The sequence below is a fragment of the Glutamicibacter sp. NPDC090743 genome (assembly GCF_044769125.1).
GTDB lineage: Bacteria > Actinomycetota > Actinomycetes > Actinomycetales > Micrococcaceae > Glutamicibacter.
In genome coordinates, this window is the sequence record NZ_JBIVXE010000002.1 from 492,723 (window position 1) to 510,931 (window position 18,209).

The 18,209-nt window shown below is 61.3% G+C and carries 19 protein-coding genes and 1 riboswitch; of the genes, 7 read left to right on the forward strand and 12 right to left on the reverse strand.

The window, feature by feature from the left end:
* Positions 1 to 35: 35 nt before the first annotated feature.
* The gene (uraD, locus tag ACIQTS_RS05700; protein ID WP_105656559.1) at positions 36 to 530 is read right to left on the reverse strand and encodes a 2-oxo-4-hydroxy-4-carboxy-5-ureidoimidazoline decarboxylase; all 495 of its coding nucleotides are present in this window, start codon (positions 528 to 530) and stop codon (positions 36 to 38) included.
* A gap of 322 nt (positions 531 to 852) precedes the next feature.
* On the opposite strand from uraD, the gene ACIQTS_RS05705 reads away from it, so the two are divergent.
* A complete protein-coding gene (locus ACIQTS_RS05705; RefSeq protein WP_133833838.1) occupies positions 853 to 1,047 on the forward strand; it encodes a hypothetical protein in 195 nt (64 codons plus the stop codon).
* 97 nt (positions 1,048 to 1,144) lie between these two features.
* On the opposite strand, the gene ACIQTS_RS05710 is transcribed toward ACIQTS_RS05705, so the two are convergent.
* On the reverse strand, positions 1,145 to 1,798 hold the full coding sequence (locus ACIQTS_RS05710) for a TetR/AcrR family transcriptional regulator (RefSeq protein WP_166650753.1): 654 nt from the start codon (positions 1,796 to 1,798) through the stop codon (positions 1,145 to 1,147).
* 174 nt (positions 1,799 to 1,972) lie between these two features.
* Here ACIQTS_RS05710 and ACIQTS_RS05715 point away from each other — a divergent pair, with 174 nt between their 5' ends.
* A complete protein-coding gene (locus ACIQTS_RS05715) occupies positions 1,973 to 4,246 on the forward strand; it encodes an ABC transporter permease (RefSeq protein ID WP_402471984.1) in 2,274 nt (757 codons plus the stop codon).
* A 67-nt stretch (positions 4,247 to 4,313) separates the two neighbouring features.
* Here ACIQTS_RS05715 and ACIQTS_RS05720 read toward each other — a convergent pair whose 3' ends face one another.
* Positions 4,314 to 4,649, reverse strand: a complete 336-nt coding sequence (locus ACIQTS_RS05720) for a LuxR family transcriptional regulator (RefSeq protein ID WP_400289755.1) — start codon at positions 4,647 to 4,649, stop codon at positions 4,314 to 4,316.
* A gap of 106 nt (positions 4,650 to 4,755) precedes the next feature.
* Positions 4,756 to 5,772: an AEC family transporter gene (locus ACIQTS_RS05725; protein ID WP_400289753.1), complete on the reverse strand. Its 1,017-nt coding sequence runs from the start codon at positions 5,770 to 5,772 to the stop codon at positions 4,756 to 4,758.
* 199 nt (positions 5,773 to 5,971) lie between these two features.
* Between ACIQTS_RS05725 and ACIQTS_RS05730 the strand changes: the two genes are divergently transcribed.
* Positions 5,972 to 6,736: an SDR family oxidoreductase gene (locus ACIQTS_RS05730; protein WP_332731079.1), complete on the forward strand. Its 765-nt coding sequence runs from the start codon at positions 5,972 to 5,974 to the stop codon at positions 6,734 to 6,736.
* Between the two features lie 231 nt (positions 6,737 to 6,967).
* On the opposite strand, the gene ACIQTS_RS05735 is transcribed toward ACIQTS_RS05730, so the two are convergent.
* The 3 genes from ACIQTS_RS05735 to ACIQTS_RS05745 all read right to left on the reverse strand — a co-directional run bounded on the left by ACIQTS_RS05735 (position 6,968) and on the right by ACIQTS_RS05745 (position 8,271).
* Positions 6,968 to 7,408: an SRPBCC domain-containing protein gene (locus tag ACIQTS_RS05735; protein ID WP_166650752.1), complete on the reverse strand. Its 441-nt coding sequence runs from the start codon at positions 7,406 to 7,408 to the stop codon at positions 6,968 to 6,970.
* Positions 7,409 to 7,465: 57 nt separating this feature from the next.
* On the reverse strand, positions 7,466 to 7,723 hold the full coding sequence (locus ACIQTS_RS05740) for a hypothetical protein (protein ID WP_332594590.1): 258 nt from the start codon (positions 7,721 to 7,723) through the stop codon (positions 7,466 to 7,468).
* An 86-nt stretch (positions 7,724 to 7,809) separates the two neighbouring features.
* A complete protein-coding gene (locus tag ACIQTS_RS05745) occupies positions 7,810 to 8,271 on the reverse strand; it encodes a MarR family winged helix-turn-helix transcriptional regulator (protein WP_105656568.1) in 462 nt (153 codons plus the stop codon).
* A gap of 169 nt (positions 8,272 to 8,440) precedes the next feature.
* Here ACIQTS_RS05745 and ACIQTS_RS05750 point away from each other — a divergent pair, with 169 nt between their 5' ends.
* Together ACIQTS_RS05750 and ACIQTS_RS05755 are read left to right on the forward strand one after the other, a co-directional pair.
* Positions 8,441 to 9,442 carry a pirin family protein gene (locus tag ACIQTS_RS05750; RefSeq protein ID WP_105656569.1) on the forward strand — a complete coding sequence of 334 codons (1,002 nt, stop codon included), beginning with the start codon at positions 8,441 to 8,443 and terminating at the stop codon, positions 9,440 to 9,442.
* A gap of 17 nt (positions 9,443 to 9,459) precedes the next feature.
* On the forward strand, positions 9,460 to 9,792 hold the full coding sequence (locus ACIQTS_RS05755; RefSeq protein ID WP_402471989.1) for a GNAT family N-acetyltransferase: 333 nt from the start codon (positions 9,460 to 9,462) through the stop codon (positions 9,790 to 9,792).
* A gap of 10 nt (positions 9,793 to 9,802) precedes the next feature.
* On the opposite strand, the gene ACIQTS_RS05760 is transcribed toward ACIQTS_RS05755, so the two are convergent.
* The 5 genes from ACIQTS_RS05760 to ACIQTS_RS05780 all read right to left on the reverse strand — a co-directional run bounded on the left by ACIQTS_RS05760 (position 9,803) and on the right by ACIQTS_RS05780 (position 15,133).
* Positions 9,803 to 9,991 (reverse strand): hypothetical protein, encoded by a 189-nt coding sequence (locus ACIQTS_RS05760; RefSeq protein WP_105656632.1) that lies wholly within the window; start codon positions 9,989 to 9,991, stop codon positions 9,803 to 9,805.
* 13 nt (positions 9,992 to 10,004) lie between these two features.
* Complete coding sequence (locus tag ACIQTS_RS05765; protein ID WP_402471992.1) at positions 10,005 to 11,387, reverse strand: MFS transporter; 1,383 nt, start codon at positions 11,385 to 11,387, stop codon at positions 10,005 to 10,007.
* Between the two features lie 23 nt (positions 11,388 to 11,410).
* Positions 11,411 to 12,148, reverse strand: coding sequence for a ZIP family metal transporter (locus ACIQTS_RS05770; protein WP_402471995.1), 738 nt, complete (start codon positions 12,146 to 12,148; stop codon positions 11,411 to 11,413).
* 60 nt (positions 12,149 to 12,208) lie between these two features.
* The gene (gene dnaB / locus ACIQTS_RS05775) at positions 12,209 to 13,564 is read right to left on the reverse strand and encodes a replicative DNA helicase (RefSeq protein ID WP_105656572.1); all 1,356 of its coding nucleotides are present in this window, start codon (positions 13,562 to 13,564) and stop codon (positions 12,209 to 12,211) included.
* Positions 13,565 to 14,632: 1,068 nt separating this feature from the next.
* Positions 14,633 to 15,133: a flavin reductase family protein gene (locus ACIQTS_RS05780; RefSeq protein ID WP_105656581.1), complete on the reverse strand. Its 501-nt coding sequence runs from the start codon at positions 15,131 to 15,133 to the stop codon at positions 14,633 to 14,635.
* 94 nt (positions 15,134 to 15,227) lie between these two features.
* Positions 15,228 to 15,344, reverse strand: a riboswitch (SAM riboswitch).
* Positions 15,345 to 15,720: 376 nt separating this feature from the next.
* Here ACIQTS_RS05780 and ACIQTS_RS05785 point away from each other — a divergent pair.
* Positions 15,721 to 17,328 (forward strand): long-chain-fatty-acid--CoA ligase, encoded by a 1,608-nt coding sequence (locus ACIQTS_RS05785; RefSeq protein ID WP_400289743.1) that lies wholly within the window; start codon positions 15,721 to 15,723, stop codon positions 17,326 to 17,328.
* Between the two features lie 15 nt (positions 17,329 to 17,343).
* Positions 17,344 to 17,760, forward strand: coding sequence for a PaaI family thioesterase (locus tag ACIQTS_RS05790; RefSeq protein ID WP_402471998.1), 417 nt, complete (start codon positions 17,344 to 17,346; stop codon positions 17,758 to 17,760).
* Positions 17,761 to 18,209 lie beyond the last annotated feature (449 nt).

The window sequence follows — 18,209 nt, forward strand, 5'->3', positions numbered from 1 at the left end:
TCGATAAATGCGCAGGGTTCACCCCGGGCATGGGCTTAGTTGTCCACCGAGTTCTCCAGCCGCAGCAGCGCAATCTGGCGCAGCTGCTCTGCTACTTCAAGCAGTTCAGCCTGTTCTGCGTTGGCCAGCCGGCGTTCGCATTCGGCAAGGATTTCTTCGGTGCTGCGGCCGGCGGCGCGGATGAGGAATACCCTGTTGAAGCGCTGCTCATAGGCCCGGTTGGCTGCTGCCAGGCGGCCGGCGACATCGTCATCAAGGTCCAGGCCTGCCTGTTCGCCGCGGGAGAGGTCCGCTTCCTTGCTGCTTCCCTGCGCCTGTTCGCCGATGCGCGGATGGTGGGCCAGGGCGGCGGCAATTTCCTCGCGGCTGAAGGGAGCGACGTCCTGGAGCGCAAAGCTGGAAAGCGCATCGAAGCTGCTGAAAGGACGGGCGGAAACAAGGGCATCGATCCAGCGGTCGACATCGACGCAGGGGCGCAGGAAATCAGCGGCCTCGGCTGCGGGCAATTGGTTGAATACGTCTAAACGCATCGGGTGATCAGCTCTTTTCAAACGGTCGTTCTTTCCACGGACCTTGGCTGAACACCCTTACCACCGAAGGAGACTTCGGCTTCGACTCGATGCTGGTTTCGTGGAACCTTGTGTGACCACTGTAATCCACCTCACAGCGTCGCAGTCAAGCGAAAGCTGGAAAAACTTTAACAAGTGTGACTTTTTGCCGGTTTCCATATTGTGGATAGATAATTTTGCGCCCAGCTATTGCAAACGCTCCGACATAGCCTACATAATGGTTTCACAACACAGAAGATAATTTCCATATTATGGAAATGTGAAATCGCGAAGGAGGGTCGCAATGACCGCTATCAACCCAAGCAAGATCAACTGCACACCGGAGGACCAGCGCCTCATTGCCACCACCGACGCCTTGCGCACCGGACTGTTCCAGCCCATCGAGAACCTGGATCCGGATATTGCCCGCCAGCCGCGGATCACCCGTGAGGCCCCCTCGCTGTGGAGCCGCCTGTTCGGCCAGCACCCGGGACGCTAGGCGTCCCCTGAAGACCACGCAGAGGCCAACCCCTGAGGCGTCGGGACCTGGCCTCTGCGTTTTTTAATTCCGGCTGCAGCGCCTCGCGCCAGCCCGGCTAGTCCTCGCCGAATCCCATGAAGTCGGCCGCAGCGGTGCTTGGCGCCGCCAGCATGCCGACCATGGAATCGACCAGGAAGTAGCCCAGCGACTCCCAGTTGCCCCGCTGCTTGCCTTCATTGACCGTGCGCTCGTACTGCGCGCACAGCCCCAGGAACATCGGACCGAGAATCAGCGCACGCGACCTGACCACGACCTCCGGAATGCCCTCGAATTCCTTGCGAGCACGTCCTGGGCCCGCCACGCTCAGCACCTCGTCGCGCAGGCTGTCGCCCACAATCGCCGGCAGGCCTGGATGCAGCCGTGCCTGGTAGAGGAATTGCGCCCGCCAGGAGGGCCGCGGCAGCGCGTCAAAGGAATAGATCCAGGGAAGGGTCCGCACGGTGACCACCTCGCGCAGGCTCGCCTCCGGTCCGCCAGCAAGGGATGGCAGGCGGTTGCGGCAGCTGCGCATGTCGCCCAGCGCCCGCTGGAGCATGGCCTGCAACAGGTCCTCGCGGCTCCCGAAATGGTATTTGATCGCCGAATGGTTGGCAGTACCGGCATGCTCGGTAATTTTCCGATTCGATACGGCATCTATGCCGTGGCTCGCGAAGAGCTCTTCTGCCGCATCGAGCAAGACCTCCCGCGCCTTATCGCCGTGTCGGCTCACCGTTCCCGCCTTTCCTCGCATCATCTCGTCCCGGCGCCCAAGGAAGTGAACCTCGGCACAGTTGCAGACAATTTTACGCCATGTGGCGCAAATTAGTTGTTAGTATTCAACTAAAGACCTTGGCGGGTTGCCTCGCACCCCGCTGCAGACCGAGAATCCAAGGAGCATGCGCAGTTGAGCAACGACGCCGCAGTCACTGAAAACCCGCCGCCCTCCCGCAGGGCCAAGCGCGAGAAGCAGCCTCTTTCCGAGCAGGAAGCGGCCGCCAAACGCGCCAAGGCCGAAACGATCGGCAGGACTGTCGCAGTCTTCATCATGCCATTGATGATCGTGGGCATGATGATCTGGGGCTACCTGGGGGCCATGCACCACCAGTCGGCCACGAACATGCCGGTGGCCATTTCGGCCACCAGCAGCGCAGCGGCCGGTGACTTTGCCCGGGCGCTGGAGGACAGCAATGCTGAGGCCGTGGACCTGCGCATCGTGGACTCGGCCCGCGAAGCCCGCGAGCTGGTCTACGACCGCGAAGTCACCGCTGCGGTGGACCTCGATGGCGATACGGCCACGCTGTACACCGCCAGCGGCGCCGGCATGTCAGCCACCTCGGCCATCACGGCCGTGCTCACGCCGGTCATCATGGAGCAGTCGCTGGAACTGGCTTCCCAGGATCTGGTGCCGCTTCCGGAGAACGACTCCATGGGCATGGGCGCCATGCTGCTGGCCACCGCGATGATCACTGCCGGCTACATGCCCTGGTCGATGGCCTTCTCGAACTCCCCGGAACTGCTCAAGCGCCGCCGCGCGCTGCCGCTGCTGGGCGGATGGTCGCTCCTGCTCTCCGGGCTGGGCATCCTCGTCGGCGGCCCGATCCTGGGCGTCATTCCTGCCGCGAGCATCCTGCCCGCGTGGTCGACCCTGGCCTTGGGCGTCTTCGCCGTGGGCGCCGGGCAGCTGCTGCTGACCCGCATATTCGGCGCCATGGCCGTCATCCCCGGAATGTTCCTGTTCATGGTGCTGGGCCAGCCGGCCTCCAATATGGGCATGTCGGTCTACACCCTGCCGAAGATCTTCCCGTTCCTGCACCAGTTCCTGCCGATGCCTGCCCTGGGCGAAGCCATGCGCTCGGTGCTGTACTTCAACGGCGACGGAGCGGCCCGGCATATCCTGATTCTCGCCGGCGGTGCCGTCGCCGCGCTGCTGCTGGTCGCCCTGCTCGATGCCCTGCGCATCGCCAAGGACAAGAGCGATATCCCCACCCAGATCAATGTCGCTTCCCTGCATGGCGGCCCGCGCCCCAAGAACAAGGCGTGGCGCTACATCACCTTGGCCGCGCTGCCTTTCGGCATGATCGCCATCATGCTCAGCTCGATGCTCGGCGCCATGCAGACCCCGGTGCCACGCGACATGCCGGTAGCCGTCGTGGGCTCCTCCGTGGAGCAGGCCCAGCAGACCGTGGATTCGCTGAACGAATCCATGGAGGGCATGTTCGAGTTAACCGCCATGGACAATGCCGCTGACGCCCGGTACCTGGTCGAGTCCCTGGAGCTGACAGGGGCCTTCGTGCTGCCTTCGGAGCAGAGCCCGGAAGCTGCCGTCTATACCGCCCAGGCTTCCGGCAACGCCGCATCGCAGCTGCTGGTCCAGGTGTTCACGCAGATCGGCCAAGGGCAGCAGATGGAAGTGGACCACCAGGAGCTGGCCCCGCTTCCGGAACACGACAATATGGGCACCGTGGCCATGTACCTGGGCATGGGCTGGGTGATGGCAGGCTTCATGGTCATCATGGTCGGCGCCACCGCGGCACCGCACATGGCCCCGCTGCAGAAACTGGTCCCGCTGGTGGCCGTGTACTCGGCCTTCATGTCCGCCGTGCTCTGCCTGATCGCCGGCCCGTTCACCGGGGCAGTGGAGGGCCACTTCGGGCAGCTGTTCAGCGTCGGCATGCTCGCGATTTTCGCGGTGGCCATGCTCACCACGGTATTCAACCGCCTGCTGGGCATGGTCTGCCTGGTCCCGACCATGCTGATCGTGATGTTCCTGGGCGTCCCAGCCTCCAATGGCGGGCTGTCCATCTACATGGAACCGCGCATCTTCACCATCCTGCACGACATCCTGCCGATGCCGGCTGCCGTTGAAGCCATCCGCGCGATCGTCTACTTCGACGGTGTCGGACTCGGCTCCCACCTGGTGGTCCTGGCTATTTGGGCCTTGGCCAGCCTGGCCGTGACCATGGTCATCGACCAGCTCAAGCCGGTGCAGACCTCCAGCCACCCGGTTTCCGCCGAGGAGCTCGCCGCGCTGCAAGGCCGGGCGCTTGAAGCCAAGGCGAGCGAAGCCGCGGCATCCGCCGACGCCATCGACGCTGAAGCCGGGGACTTGGCAGACGCCGAAGCCGCGGCCGGCGAAAGCGGCACTGGAGACCGGGAGAAGGACGCGGTCAGCGTCTAATCAGTCCTTCTCCCCTGCAGATGCGGGCCGGTTCATGGATGTGAACTGGCCCGCATTTTGCTGTCCCCTAGCGATCGATCTTGGCTACGGTGAGCAGCACGCTGGAATCCTGCGTGGCGCTGATTTTCAGCCTCCCCTCGGGAAGCACAATGAGATCCTGGCTGCGCCCCTCCCACTGGTTGCCCAGGGATGAAACGGTGACCCTGCCCTGGAGGACCAGCAGTGTCGCTTCGCCGGGATTCACATGTTCTTGCAGCTCAGTGCCGGCCGTGAGCCCAATGACGGTTTGGCGCAGGGTGTGCTCATGTCCGCCGAAAACCGTGCTGGCAGCTCGGCCATTGGTTGCATCCGCGGCTTCCCTCAGCTGGGTTCGGGCGATGGCGGCCAGCGAAAACTTCTTCATCAAATCCCTGCATCTCATCTCTCGGGCTGGATACTCCGGGCCGATTAGCCTGTGCTGCTACAAGACTGTCCCCGCACCGGGGCAAAGGTCAAGGAAAGCGCGGGGACTACTTCAGTACCAATTGAGCCAGCACCGGCAAGGCAATGACCGACAGGACGCAGGTGATCACGATGGCCACCGCGGTCGGCTCGCCATCCCCGGTGTCGCTCTGGGCCATGATGTAGGCGGTTGCGCTGACCGGCATGGCCGCCATGAGCACCGCGGCATTGAACCAGATGCGATCCAGATCCGGGGCGAAAACAAGCAGCATTGCCACCGTCAGCGATGGCATCGCCACGAGTTTGCCCAGCACCATGGCCGCGATGGAGGTTCTCGCCCAGCTGCCGCCAGCCGCAGAGCCATCCGGAGCAACCGGTGCATGCTTCCTGGCACGCGAACGGTCAATGGTCCGCTTCAGCGACATGCCGATGACGAAGAGCGCACCCGGGGCGGCCGCGGCGGATATCAGGTCAACGGTGTCGTCCACAGGCCGTGGTACGGGCACATCGAGGATTGCTACCGTGCCGCCAAGGACCATGGCCCAGGTGACCGGGCTGTAAACCAGGGCATTGCGGATGGTCCGGGCGATGCGCGCGGCGCTTGCCGGGTGCTGGCCTCCTTTGCCGTTGGGCAAGAGAATTTGGGCGAGGATGGGGAATCCGACCATGAAGATGATGTTGTGGACCAGTTGCCCCATGCCCGCGGCGAACCCGGCTTCGGCGCCCATGACGCCGAGGATAATCGGGATTCCCAAGTACGACACGTTGCCGAAGCTGGTGGTCAGCATGCCGGCGAGCGCCCGCGCCCGGTTTGCGCGCAGCAGATAGCGGAAAGCCAGCCAGCTGAGCAGGGCGAAAAGCAGCGCGGAGACGATACTGATCCACAGGAATGCAAGCGGCACGCCTTCGCTGATATCCGCCCGTGCAACCACCTTGTAGAGCAACGCAGGCAAGGCGACATAGAAGACGAACACATTCAGTGCCGGTTCCACGCTGGCCGGGAATTTGGGTGCATGGCTGGCGCCGTAGCCGATGAGCATGACGAAGAACAGCGGCAGCACGCCATAGAGCACGTCGAGGAACACAAGCCTCCTTAGGGGATGTACGGCCGGGGTTGCGGGGACCGAGCACTTCAAGGTTAGTTGCTTGCCAGGCTGATCCGGGAAATGCGCTCGGGGGCGCTTCGCAACATGCAGGCGAAAACTGGGGTTTGGCGGCGCAAATTCCTAGGATGAGACCACGCGCCTCGTCCCATCACTGTTGAGCTTTCCGCAAGGAGAATTGATGTCCCACGCATCTGGAGTCCCGCATGCCCCGCGCACGATTGCCATCACCGGCGCAGGATCAGGCATTGGCCGCGCCACCGCACGCCTGCTGTTGGCGCAGGGATGGAATGTGGTGCTCGCCGGGCGCACCGCGGCTAACCTGCATGAGACGGCGCAAGGCCACGATTCCGCCTTGGTGGTTCCCACGGATGTTAGTGATCCGCAGGCTGTGGAACACCTGTTTGCCGAAGCGGCGCAACGTTTCGGCACGGTCAATGCGCTGTTCAATAATGCCGGGATTTTCGGTCCCTCGGCAGCCATCGATGAGCTGAGTCCGGCCCAGTGGGATGAGGTTTGCCGGATCAACCTCACCGGGGCCATCAACGCGGCCCGCACGGCCTTTGCCCATTTCAAGGCCAACGACGGCGGACGCATCATCAACAATGGATCGATTTCAGCGCAGGTTCCGCGCGTGAACTCCGTTGCCTATACCGTCACCAAGCACGGCATCGCCGGCTTGACCAAATGCCTTGAACTTGATGGACGGGAGCACCGGATCAGGGCCACGCAGCTCGATATCGGCAACACCGCCAGTGACCTGCTCGATGATTTCGGTGCCACCCAGGGTGCCTTGCAACCGGGCGGCCAGCGGCTCGTCGAGCCGACATTCCCGCTGGCCCAAGCCGCTGAGGCCGTTGCGTACATCGCCGGGGTTCCGCTCGGTACCTCCATCAACCAATTCACCATCACGGCTGGCGGAATGCCCTACATCGGGCGAGGCTAGGCCGCAGGCAACCGGAGGAAGGAATCGGCGTGCAAGTCGATGCTCCGGTTGCGTGCGCACACGCTGCGCGCCATCGGGTCATCATGGGGCATGAACCTGCCAGAACTGCGCCAGCGGCGGCAAGGAAACGCCTTTCAGCCACATGCCAGGCTTTGCCTCCGCCGGCAAGAGCGCGAAACTGGCAAGCGTTCGCAGCTGCTTTGCTGGTTCTTCCCCTGCCGTACTAAAGGCCTAGAAGAATTCCGCCAGCAGCGCTTCGAGCTTCGCAAAAGCGGAATTCCATGCCTTGGTGCTGGATTCGATAACCTCATAAGGCAATGGGGTTTGGGTCAGCGTCAGCATCGTCTGCCCGGCGAACTCCTTGAATTCGATACGGGTTTCAATCACGAGGTCCAAGGTCATTTCGTGCGGGCCGTCGGCACTGACCAGGCATTCGTATTCGTCAAAAGACGTCAGGACCGCCTTGAGCGGCACCTTGGCATCCGGGTTATCAGCCTGCACCATGTTCAGTTCATGCCGGCCGCCGACCTTGGCTTCGAATACGACGGAATCTTCCTCGACAAGCCAGCCATCGGGACCCCACCACTGGGCGATGATTTCCGGCTCGACGAAGGCAGCCCAAACGGCGTTCTTCGGTGCGGAAAATTGCCGGGCGACTACGAGTTCAGTCATCGATTCCATAAGGTCAATATTATCGCGGCCCGCCATCAGGTTCACCTGCGGGCGCCGCTATCCCTGCGGACGGCGAGGCTCCATGCGGCTCGCGGTGTACACCGTTTGCTCATCCGGCGAGGTTCCGGCAGCTTCATGGGCGCGCATGACCTTCATTGCGCGGTCCCATTTGATGCGTTCGCGAGGGCTGGCGAGGACACGGCGCTCGGCCGGACCGAAGATGGACAATCCCAAGTACTTCAGACGCCAGAATATGCGGTAGCCGACGCTTAGTCCGGTGGTATCGGAAATGATCGGCAGGGGTGATTCATCCATGATCGTCGTCCTCTTCGGTCATTGGGTTTGCGAGTACTGGCACTTCAATCATACGTCATTAGTTGGTGCACCAACTAAATGGGGTTCTAGCTTTTCGGAGCGTTCGAACCTGCAGCAATAATGCGGTCCAGGATGCCACGCAGCTCCAGCACATCCTTGTCGGTCAGGGCAAGCCGGGCCATCATTTCGCGAGGCACCTCCACCGCTTCAGCACGCAGCGCGGCGCCCTTCTCCGTGGGCTGAATGATGACGGCCCGCTCATCGTCCGGGTTCTTCGTCTTTGCCACCAAACCGGCAGTTTCGAGGCGCTTGACCAACGGTGAAAGCGTTCCCGGATCCAGGTGCAGATGCCCGCTAAGGGCACGGGCGCTGATCGGCCCCAAGTCCCAAAGGGCCAGCATCACCAGGTACTGGGGATGCGTCAGCCCCAGCGGATCCAGCACGGGCTTGTATGCCGAGATCACCGAGCGCGAGGCTACGGCCAGGCCGAAGCACACCTGCTTTTCCAGCTTGAGGAGATCTTCGTCGCGAAGAATAGCACTGTCCACGTTGTCGCAAGCTCCTTGAAAGATGCCTAATACCACTGCATTGATCGTACCGCGGTCGAGAATACCGTGCCCGGGCCGAAAGCTGCCCCGGGTCGCAGCGCCAATTCCAGTTGCGTTCGAATCGGTGGCGCAAGTAGTCAAAGCGGGCCACAGTGAATAGCCTTGGCATATGAGCAATCTTGAGCACCGGCCTGAGGAGATCGGCTGCAGTGCAGTGCGTTCCCAGGCAGAGGTTGAAATCCTGGAACCACGCGAAGTGCCCTTGGGCGGTCCGCGGGCAATGACGGTCTTCCGGACACTGCCGCAAAAGCAGCGCAGCCTGATCGGCGCTTGGTGCTTCCTGGACCATTACGGTCCTGACGATGTCGCAGTCACCGGCGGGATGAACGTGCCTCGTCACCCGCACACCGGACTGCAGACTGTCTCTTGGCTCTTCACCGGAGAGATCAACCATATGGATTCGGCCGGGTTCAAGGCGACCGTGCGACCCGGCGAGGTCAATCTGATGACCGCCGGGCACGGAATCAGCCATTCGGAGATCCTCACCGAAGACACCACCATCCTTCACGGCGCCCAGCTATGGACCGCGCTGCCGGATCATGCACGGGATATGGAACATACTTTTGAGAACTACCGCCCGGAAGCGCTCACCGCTCCCGGCTGGTCGCTGTCGGTCTTCCTTGGCACCTACGGGGTGTCGGGCAAGTCGTCCACCTCCCCGGTGAAGACGCACACCGAGCTCGGTGGCGCCGAACTGCGCCTTGAACCGAACACCGAGATCGAAGTGGTTGTCCCCGGGCACCATGAGCACGGGATCCTCCTGGACTCCGGCAATCTTGAAGTCAACGGCCATGAACTCGCTCCACGCGATCTCGGGTTCGTGCGTGCGGGATGCACGACCCTGCGCCTGAAGTCCGGGGACCAACCGGTTCTGGCGCTGCTCATCGGCGGAGAGCCGCTGAAGGAAGACATCCTGATGTGGTGGAACTTCGTAGGCCGCACCCATGAGGAAGTCCTCGCGTTCCGCGCGCAATGGCAAGCCGAGATCGGGGCCGAGCCCGGGGATGCCTCCGAGGATCGCTTCGGGCCTTTCCCGCCTAATACTCCGGCAGCCTTGCCGGCTCCAGCACTTCCCACCGTTCGCCTGCGCCCGCGCGTGAACCCCGCCTAACCAGTAAGGAACTCCCAATGAGCGACATCAAACCAGTATTCCTGCCCGAGCGCCAGCGCTTCGCCCTCGACGATGACGGCAAGATCATCGGAGCGGCGCACTACCGCGATTTTGATGGGGCCCAAGGCGTCGAGCGGATCTTCTTCCACACCACCGTGGATGAGGAATACGGCGGACAGGGCCTAGCCAGCGTCATGGTGAAATTCGCGCTGGAGAACACCATCGCCAGCGGTGCCAGGATCGTTCCGGTCTGCCCGTACGTGAAGGCCTACGTTGCCAAGCACACCGAGTATGCGCAGCATATCGTGGAACCGGACAAGGACCACCTGGGCGTCCTGCCGCGCGGCTAAACCGGAGACCTCAGGGGTTCATCTTGAGGCCGCGTGCGGCCAGCTCGTCGCGGAGAATGCGGATGGCTTTCGGGCCGACGCCGTGCAGCGCGAGCAGCGCCGCGGTGCCGGCCTGCCCCGCCTGCTCGAGACTGGTGATGCCGGCCTGCTCGAAAGCCCTGGCGGCGGGGTTGCTCGTCTTGGGAAGCTCTGTGTCCATGATCCCAGCGTAGTCAGGCTGCTGGCTGCGCAACAGGTTTGGTGCGCGGCGAGATCGCGATCAGGACCAGAATCAGCAAGAGGCTGAAGCTGAAGACCGAGATGAACTCCATCCCGGTGGCGGCCATCGCGAAGATGACGCCACCGACGGCGGTGGTTCCGGCGTTGCCCAGGGAGTCGGCCACGGTCATTGCCGATGAGTTGAATCCCTGTTCATCCTTGGCAGACAGGGCCAGCATGTTCACGTTTTGCCGCGGGAAGATCATCCCCATGCCGAAGCCGCCCACGGCCCATCCGCAGACCAGCACGAGGACCGGCGGATGGAAGATCGCGGTGGCCAATGCGGTTGAAATCGCTACGCTGCCGGCGATCGCACCCACGGTGATGCAGGTGGAGGATTCCACCTTATCCCCCAGCTTTCCTTGCAGCCATGAACCCACCGACCAGCACAATGCCGAGGCCGTCAGGATCAGGCCCGCCCGGTCGGGACCCAGCTGGTAATCCTCGCGCAGCAGGTACGGCAGATAGACTTCCACGCCGAAGAAGGCCCCGGCCACGAAGATGCGGGTCATGATGGTGGACGGCAGCCCCTTGGCCAAGCTGAACGTGCCCTTGGGCAGCAACGGGCGAATTGCTGCAAGGGCTACCGCCAATGCCAAGACCAGTCCCAGAAGGGACCAGCTGCCCTGCGCATTGCCGAGCAAGTTCATGCAGATGACAGCCAGTCCAGTCAGGCCGGCCAGCATCAGCCGCTTCTTGGAAATCGGCCCCAGGTCCGGATTGCGCTGGGAGCTCAGCGACTTCAACGCCGGCACGATCCCGCAGAAGGCGAGAACCACCAGCACCGCCACGCCGGAGAACACCCAGCGCCAACCGAGGTGCACGGCCATCAAGCCGGCCAGCCAGGGGCCGATCATCGCCGGGACCACCCAGGCGGTAGCGAACAGGGCGAAGATCTTGGAATGCAGATGCGCGGGATACGCGCGGGCAATGAGCACGTAGATGGCGACGGTGATCGCGCCACCGCCAATTCCCTGCAAGATGCGCCCGGCAATCAGGACCTGCATGTTCTCGGCTGAACCGCAGATCAGCAGCCCAATGCAGAAAACGGCCACGGCGATGGACAGCGGGTGCTTGGGCCCCCACCGGTCGGTGACTTCTCCGGCGGCAACCATCCCCAGCATCCCGCTGGCGATTGGCGCGGCAAAGGCCAGGGCGAAGTGGCGTTCGCCCTCCAGCAGCTCGCTGACCAGTGGCATTACCGTGGTCACGGCCATGGATTCGAAAGCGACCAGGAAGACGAGCACGAACATGCCAAGGGTGGTGGGAAGATACTGCGGAGCATAGATCGTGGACTCGGCGCGCTCGGCTGATTGGCTGCTGCGGTTCAGGGGCATGCATCCATGATCTCAGGTTTCCCCTAGCCGCCGATCACGTGCAGGCTGAAGGCCGCCAGGAAGCCCGAGGTCACCAGCAACCCTGTGTAGTCGTGCTCTACCTTGTACGCTTCCGGAATCATGGTGTCGGCGATCATCGTCAAGATGCCTCCGGCAGCGACCGCGGTGGCGAAGGCCAGCACTTCACCGGGCATGGATTCCAGCAGCAGCGCTCCGAGGAAGGCAGCGATGCCGCAGGAAATGGCTATCGATCCCCAGAGCAAAACGATCGAGGACCCCTTGCGCCCGGACGCTTTCATCTGTGCGGTACTCGCCAATCCCTCGGGGACATTGGAGATGAATATGGCGATGAGCATCGCCGGATTAATGCTCGCGGTGGCGACCACGGAAAGTCCAAGCGCCACGGACTCGGGAATGCCGTCGATGAGTGCACCGACCGCGAGCGCGGTTCCGGATGCCTCCTGCTCTCCTGCGCGCTGCGCCTGCCGCTTTGAGGTTCTCCAGGCCAGCAGCCGGTTCGCGCCGAAATACAAGGCAGCGCCCACGATCACGCCGCCCAGCGTCGCAACGAGGCCGCCGGTTTCATAGGCTTCGAGCACCAGCTCGAAGGCCAGTGCGCTGACCAGGACCCCGGCACCGAAGGCCATGATGGCGCTGACCCAGACCTTGGGGATCTTCAGCCACCAGGCCGCGCCAGATCCCAGCAGCAGGGCCGAGCCGGCCACAGTGCCCCACAGCAAAGCCTGCATCGAAGCGAACATGGCACCCACTATAGCCAGCAATTCGCTGGCTTAGTAGGTGCCATTGAGTTCTGACTGGGACTAACCCTCGGTGGACATGTTGTTGAAGCGCGAGTAGTGGCCTTGGAAGGCCACGGTGATGGTCTTGGTCGGACCGGCACGGTGCTTCGCGATAATCACGTCAGCTTCGCCCGGCCGGTTTTCCTTGTCGTAGACGTCATCACGGTGCAGCAAAATCACCATGTCGGCGTCCTGCTCAATCGAGCCCGATTCGCGCAGGTCCGAAACCATTGGCTTCTTGTCGGTACGCTGCTCGGAACCACGGTTCAGCTGCGACAGCGCAATCAACGGAACGTCGAGTTCCTTGGCGAGCAGCTTGAGGTTACGCGAGAACTCGGAAACTTCCTGCTGGCGCGATTCCACACGCTTGCCCGAGCTCATCAGCTGCAGGTAGTCCAGGATGATCATGCGCAGCTCGTTGCGCTGCTTGAGGCGACGGCACTTGGCACGGATTTCCATCATGGACATGTTCGGCGAATCATCAATGAACAACGGGGCTTCGTTCAGCCGGCCCATGGTCGTGGCGATCTTGGTCCACTGCGCGTCTTCCACCGAGCCCTTGCGCAGATCCTGGAGCTGGATGGATGCTTCGGCCGAGAGCAGGCGCATCGCAATTTCATTGCGGCCCATTTCCAAGGAGAAGAACACGGTGGCCATATTGTGCTTGATGGCAGCAGAACGGGCGAAGTCCAGCGCGAAGGTTGACTTGCCCACCGCAGGACGGGCGGCGATGATGATCATCTGGCCGCCCTTCAGGCCCTGGGTCAGCTCGTCGAATTCATAGAATCCGGTGGGCACACCGGTAATGCCATCGCCCGCGTTGGCCGCGTTCTCGATTTCATCAACGGTGTCTTCGATGATGTCCGAAAGGCGCACGTAGTCTTCACTGCTGCGGTTCTCGGCCACCTTGTAGACCTCTGCCTGGGCTTCGTTGACGATTGCGTCAACTTCACCATCTGGCGAGTAGCCCATTTGGACAATACGCGTTCCAGCGTCAACCAATCGGCGCAGCACGGCGCGTTCGCGCACAATTTCTGCGTAGTACCCGGCGTTGGCTGCAGTTGGAACCTGCTGGATGAGATTGTGAAGGTAGGCGGCGCCACCAATGCGCGAGATTTCGCCGCGCTTGGTCAGCAAGTCGGCTACGGTGACCGCATCGGCTGGTTCGCCACGACCGTAGAGGTCGACAATCGCCTCGTAAATCGATTCGTGGGAGGGACGGTAGAAGTCGGTGCCGCGAATGGATTCAACGACGTCAGCAATGGCGTCCTTGGAGAGCATCATGCCACCGAGGACCGACATCTCGGCCTCGATATCCTGTGGCGGCTTGCGCCCTGCGTCGGAATCTCGTCCTTCGTAAACCGGCTCAGCACTCATTGCAGACACTTCCATCCCCTATTGACCCGCTGGGAAAAATTATCCTTGCCTCATGGCAACGCTTCATCGTGTCAGTCGATACGGACATTTGGATGTCAGGCGCCTGTGGATATTTCTCTCCCGAACCCAACACTAGGGCTGTTATTAACAGGCGTAAACCTCATTATCCACAGAATATGTGGATAACACTCCTCTACCTGTGGAGTTCCCTGTTCACAGTCTGGGGAGAACTCTGTGGATTACCCCACTCTACGTATCATTAATATCTGTTGACTTGGTTGTTTGTATTCGCACACCTGTGGACAGAAACTTAATTCATTGAAGCTCACGCCAACCGACCCAAGGTTATCAACACCCTTAATCGCCTAGTTCCCGGGGTTTTTCACCCTTTGTACACATTTGCCCACGTCTTGTCCACAGTTTTGTGGATAACCTTGTGGATACTGGTGAATTTACAAAACCCTAAGTCACCGTGGATTAAATTCGCCAGCAAGGCCGGATCTTCCAGTAGTCCACAATCGGCTAGGGTTTCTGCGTTCGGGGGCGGTGGATAACTTAATGTGTGCAACGACTCTGCGGGCGAACCTGGATCAGCGACTGGGCTGCCGGCGCACTCTCGCCACTTCGCGTCCGCGACGCGCGCCAGTGAAGACGCCATAAAGCGCCGGTTTCATTTGTGATGCGCAGCCTTTGCATGGCTCGGAAACCCCATCCGAGGGTTGCCGGCAATTCGCTGCCACTCTGGTCCAGCGTGCAGCGAGGATCCATGAGCTACCTGCGCGGTTCTGTTCGACAGCCCAGGCGGGTGGCGGATATGGCGAGTTCAAGGTTTCTCGCGACAGATACTTTGATGACGAGGTTATCGCCAAATGCCTGGGGCAGCTGGCCCAAGATGGCAGGCCATGAGATTGCCAGCCATCTTGCCACGTCTTCAGGGTGGCGAGAGAGAACGGGCATTGCCGGTGTCGAGGGCTGCGGGGAACGGCTCAACCCGCCCAACCGGAATTCAAAAAGCTCCGGCCAGATCGATGATTTGATCTCGCCGGAGCTTTGGAAGATGCGAAGCGCTTATACGAGCTCAGGAATCGGCAGCGAATGGAACCGCGAATCATGGAAGATCTGTGGCGAGTGCTCGGAGGTGCGGTGCCCGTGGACTTCCATCAGGACTACCCAGTGATCCCCCGCTTCGACCTCGTTGTAGATCGAAGTCTCCAGCCACAACGTGGAGTCGTTGACGAAGAGCGCGCCCTGATCCGAGGAATAGGTATCGATTCCGCGGAACCGGTCGCCATTTTTCGACGCAATCTGAGCGCAGACACCATCATTGCGTTCGCTCAGCACTGAGACGCCAATGCGGCCAGCTTCGCGCAGCTTTGGCCAAGTGTTCGAGGACTTCTGCACGGCGAACATCACCAGTGCAGGTTCGAGGGAAACTCCCACGGTAAACGATGAAGCGACAATTCCGGTCTTCACGCCATCCAGTTCTGCACAGAGGGCGGCTACCCCTGATGGATGCTGAGCGAAAACCTTGCGCAGGGTCAACGGGTCAAGTTCAAGATTCAATGACATGGCTCGATTCCTTTGGGTCTTGCCCACCGCGCAGTAGCCTGCAAGCATTGGCTTCTCGTTACTCGAAGCCGCTTGGGCTGAAGTTCCGCGCCGTGTGCGGTACTTGTTCCAGCACATTTTGTGTGGAACCGAATCCTCACCTGGAGCACCCCACTACCGTTGAGAGGGTTGCCGATCAGCAAGCCAGGGCTTATAGCTGATGCTCTTGATTCTGTTTAAAACGATATGGCTCATGACGAACAGCCGTCAAACATTTCACTTCGCAAATCGCAATATTCGACGCAATATTCGATCCAAGGCCCCGCCAGAAGTCCTTGGGCAGTCTTTTATTCGCCATACGCCGCGCTTCTTGAACGCCTCGGCCCCATGATCGCAGCAGGCTTCCGCCGCTCTTGATTCGGCAGAACACTAACGCCTCCCCTGGGCTCGGTGCCCTGGCGCGAATTCCCTACCGCCCACCGTAATGAAACTTGGTTTCCCGGCATGACGCTGAGGTTCATGCCACTATTGGTCATGGAGTGCATTGAGTCACACTCCTGCTTATTGTTCTCCGTAACCATCGATGACGATTGAGGAATAGCCACACCATGGTAGAGATTCAGGCAAACCATTCAGAATTGACCCCACTGCGTTTCTTGGAACGCACAGCCGAGGCCTATCCGAAGAAGACCGCCGTCATCCATGGAACTCGCAGCTTCTCCTATGAAGATTTCGAAGCACGGGTGCACCGCTTTGCCCAGGCGCTGAAGGCTCGCATTGAGCCGGGCGACCGCGTGGCCGTGCTGGCACCGAATACTCCCGAAATGCTCATGGCGCATTACGCCGTACCGCTGTCAGGCGCAGTCCTCGTTGCCCTGAACACCCGACTTTCGGCCCACGAGCTGCAATACATCATTGATCATTCTGCTGCCAAGCTGATGCTTGCCGACACAGAGCTGTTGGAGAACACGAAGACCCTGCGCCGCGAGAACCCAACGCTGGAGGCGCTCATCGAGATCACCGATGACCAGTACGCCGGAGAACGTCCGGACGTGCCCGTGGACGCCACCTTGGACGAGCTAATCGCACAAGCCTCGGATGAAAGACTTCCCTACGCCATCGCCGATGAGCGGGCTCCGATCACTCTCAATTACACGTCGGGCACCACCGGCAAGCCGAAGGGTGTGCTCTACTCGCACCGCGGCAGCTACCTGAACTCGTTGGGCGAAGCGCACCACCAGGGCTTCACCGCCAAGACCCGCTACTTGTGGACCCTGCCGATGTTCCACTGCAACGGCTGGTGCACTCCATGGGCCGTCACCGCGGCGGGAGGAACCCACCTGTGCCTGCGCGGCGTGCGCGAAGATTCCGTTTGGGATGCCATCGAGAATCTTGGAACCACCCACTTGTGCGGCGCTCCGACCGTCTGCTCCATCATCGCCGACTCCACCCGCGCCCACCAGCTCGATGCGCCACTGCGCATCACCACCGCAGGAGCTCCCCCGTCCCCGGCAATCATCTCCAAGCTGCAGAAGCTGGGCATCGAGGTAGTCCATGTATATGGCCTCACCGAGGTATACGGACCGTACACGGTGTGCGAGTACCAGGATGAGTGGGATGCCCTCGATGGCCCGGACCGGGCCGCGAAGCTCGCCCGCCAAGGCGTTGGCATGATTACCGCCGAGTCCGCACGCATTGTTGACGAGAACATGAACGATGTCCCGGCGGATGGACAGACCATGGGCGAAATCGTGCTGCGCGGCAATAACGTCATGATCGGCTACTATCGCGATGAAGCGGCCACTACCCAAGCTTTCCATGGCGGCTGGTTCCACACCGGCGATCTGGGTGTCATGCACCCGGATGGCTACATCCAGGTGCGCGACCGGGCCAAGGACATCATCATTTCCGGCGGCGAGAACATCTCCACCATCGAGGTGGAGCAGGCGCTGGCCTCGCACCCCGAGGTGCTGGACCTGGCCGTCATCGGCATAGCGGACGAGAAATGGGGCGAGCGTCCGGTGGCATATGTCATCCGCGCCAGCGGATCCTCCCTGGACGCGCAAACGCTGATTGAATTCGCCCGCGAAAAGCTGGCCGGTTTCAAGGTGCCGCGCACCATCGTCTTCCCGCAGGATCTGCCGCGCACCTCCACTGGTAAGGTGCAGAAGAATGTCCTGCGCGCCCAGGCGCTAGAAGCCAGCACACCGAACTAGCCCGAGGATCACCAATTGGATAACTCAGCACCACGGATTCCCAACAAGTCCAGCCGTTTCAGCGAAAGCATCGGACTGGAATTCGATGAAATCACAGCCACTGAAGTACGCGGCCACGCGCAGTTGGACGAGAACCACCACACCCCCTGGGGCGTAGTCCATGGCGGCGTGTACACCTCGATCATCGAGAGCGCAGGATCGGTGGGCGCCAGCTACGCGGTGGCCGAACGCGGGCAATTCGCAGTCGGCGTGCACAACGCCACCGACTTCCTGCGCCCTTCCACCGGAGCACGGGTCCAGGTGATCGCCACCGCGCTATTCCAAGGGCGCACCCAGCAGCTCTGGGAGGTCATCATCACCGATGAATCCACCGGCAAGCAGCTATCCCGCGGCCAGTTGCGCACCCAGAATGTGGATTTGCCTGAGAAATAAGACCCTCATGCCGGATGGGATTCGACTACGTGGCTTGCACGGCAACTCGACATGGGCAGGTCTACTTCGACATGAAGAAGGCCCGTGCCGACGGCACGGATTCTCATGCTCTGGAAATGGGCAAGTTGTTAAATCAATTCAGCTCAGCGCAAGCCAAGACTCCATGTGCCAAACCAGCTACTAGTGCGCTGGGTTTGCAAATAGTGAAGGCAGCGGCAGGGATACCCTTGGGCTGTTGGCGGTCCAGTTCAGTGAGCTTCTACTTCACATAATGTTTCTGCAATCCACTGAAGTAGTCCTCTCAAGCAAAGAAAGAAGTTGCGCAAATGAACGTCTCCTCCAAGAAACTCATCGGCAAATGTCCCCTATGGACTTGGGTGATGATGGGACTGGCGCTTGCATCGGCCCTGGCCCTAGTTGATTGGAACGGCTCAGGGGAGGCAAAGCCG

Excerpts from the sequence above, each read along its gene's own strand:
- ACIQTS_RS05760 (WP_105656632.1), bottom strand. The coding sequence starts at position 9,991 with ATGGACACAGAGCTTCCCAAGACGAGCAACCCCGCCGCCAGGGCTTTC.
- ACIQTS_RS05740 (WP_332594590.1), bottom strand. The coding sequence starts at position 7,723 with ATGGATGAATCACCCCTGCCGATCATTTCCGATACCACCGGACTAAGC.
- ACIQTS_RS05765 (WP_402471992.1), bottom strand. The coding sequence starts at position 11,387 with ATGCCCCTGAACCGCAGCAGCCAATCAGCCGAGCGCGCCGAGTCCACG.
- ACIQTS_RS05735 (WP_166650752.1), bottom strand. The coding sequence starts at position 7,408 with ATGACTGAACTCGTAGTCGCCCGGCAATTTTCCGCACCGAAGAACGCC.
- ACIQTS_RS05780 (WP_105656581.1), bottom strand. The coding sequence starts at position 15,133 with ATGTCATTGAATCTTGAACTTGACCCGTTGACCCTGCGCAAGGTTTTC.
- uraD (WP_105656559.1), bottom strand. The coding sequence starts at position 530 with ATGCGTTTAGACGTATTCAACCAATTGCCCGCAGCCGAGGCCGCTGAT.
- ACIQTS_RS05720 (WP_400289755.1), bottom strand. The coding sequence starts at position 4,649 with ATGAAGAAGTTTTCGCTGGCCGCCATCGCCCGAACCCAGCTGAGGGAA.
- ACIQTS_RS05755 (WP_402471989.1), top strand. The coding sequence starts at position 9,460 with ATGAGCGACATCAAACCAGTATTCCTGCCCGAGCGCCAGCGCTTCGCC.
- ACIQTS_RS05785 (WP_400289743.1), top strand. The coding sequence starts at position 15,721 with ATGGTAGAGATTCAGGCAAACCATTCAGAATTGACCCCACTGCGTTTC.
- ACIQTS_RS05730 (WP_332731079.1), top strand. The coding sequence starts at position 5,972 with ATGTCCCACGCATCTGGAGTCCCGCATGCCCCGCGCACGATTGCCATC.
- ACIQTS_RS05750 (WP_105656569.1), top strand. The coding sequence starts at position 8,441 with ATGAGCAATCTTGAGCACCGGCCTGAGGAGATCGGCTGCAGTGCAGTG.
- ACIQTS_RS05770 (WP_402471995.1), bottom strand. The coding sequence starts at position 12,148 with ATGTTCGCTTCGATGCAGGCTTTGCTGTGGGGCACTGTGGCCGGCTCG.
- dnaB (WP_105656572.1), bottom strand. The coding sequence starts at position 13,564 with ATGAGTGCTGAGCCGGTTTACGAAGGACGAGATTCCGACGCAGGGCGC.
- ACIQTS_RS05705 (WP_133833838.1), top strand. The coding sequence starts at position 853 with ATGACCGCTATCAACCCAAGCAAGATCAACTGCACACCGGAGGACCAG.